General features: G+C 51.0%; 2 tRNA genes and 2 rRNA genes. All 4 read left to right on the top strand.

Going from position 1 to position 1,071, the window contains the following annotated elements:
* Positions 1–9: 9 nt before the first annotated feature.
* Positions 10–126 (top strand): 5S ribosomal RNA (rrf, locus tag FE783_RS37285).
* A gap of 60 nt (positions 127–186) precedes the next feature.
* Positions 187–263 (top strand) — tRNA-Ile (locus tag FE783_RS37280).
* Positions 264–354: 91 nt separating this feature from the next.
* Positions 355–430 (top strand) — tRNA-Ala (locus FE783_RS37275).
* A gap of 240 nt (positions 431–670) precedes the next feature.
* Positions 671–1,071 (top strand): 23S ribosomal RNA (locus tag FE783_RS37270); the annotation flags it as partial.

Genomic DNA, 1,071 nt, shown 5'->3' with positions numbered 1-1,071 from the left:
TTCAATCCGTTTGGTGATGATGGCGGAGGGGATCCACGCGTTCCCATCCCGAACACGACCGTTAAGCCCTCCAGCGCCGATGGTACTTGGACCGCAGGGTCCTGGGAGAGTAGGACGTTGCCAAGCGGATCCGCGAATGCGGAACCATACAAGGAAATAGACTCAACTTTGCATGCAAAGTTCTGAGGGCCTTTAGCTCAGCTGGTTAGAGCGCACCCCTGATAAGGGTGAGGTCGGTGGTTCGAGTCCACTAAGGCCCACCATAGTACTCTAAAAGGAAGTTTTGTATCGGGGTCCCCGAAAAGTATTCGGAATAGACTTCGGAGCATACGCTTCACTTTTTGGGGTGAATCTGGGGCCATAGCTCAGCTGGGAGAGCGCCTGCCTTGCAAGCAGGAGGTCAGGAGTTCGATCCTCCTTGGCTCCACCAACAAATCTTCCACAAAAAACCTACAAATTTCGACTTGAAATGATGCGGGCGGATGTGGTAAGATAGCAAATGTCGCTTTTGAGCGATAGCACCTGATGACAAATTTCTCAATAACGAAATTTGCATCGTTGTTCCTTGAAAACTGGATAGCGAAACGAATCGAGCAAGAACATCTGTAAAGGTGATCTTAGAAGCGAATCGATGAGTTTGAATCCTTCTTGCGAAGGTTTCAAACAAAGTGGATAAGCTAATAAGGGCGCACGGAGGATGCCTAGGCGCTAGGAGCCGATGAAGGACGTGGCGAACTACGAAAATGCCTCGGGGAGCCGTAAGCAGGCTTCGATCCGGGGATGTCCGAATGGGGAAACCCACGTAAGGTAATACTTACGTACCTATTGCTGAATACATAGGCAATATGGAGGCACACCCAGGGAACTGAAACATCTAAGTACCTGGAGGAAAAGAAAACAAAATGTGATTCCGTCAGTAGCGGCGAGCGAACGCGGAGAAGCCCAAACCGCTCCCTTCGGGGAGCGGGGTTGTAGGACGTCGATATGGCAAAAGCAGGTTAGGCGAAGCGGTCTGGAAAGGCCGGCCACAGAAGGTAAAAGCCCTGTAACCGAAAGCTTGCGTATGCCTAG

Origin of the sequence: Paenibacillus mesophilus (genome assembly GCF_005938385.1) — a bacterium.
Lineage (GTDB): Bacteria > Bacillota > Bacilli > Paenibacillales > NBRC-103111 > Paenibacillus_AB > Paenibacillus_AB mesophilus.
The sequence above is the reverse complement of the archived record's forward strand: the minus strand, read 5'-3'. Positions and strand labels throughout refer to the sequence as shown.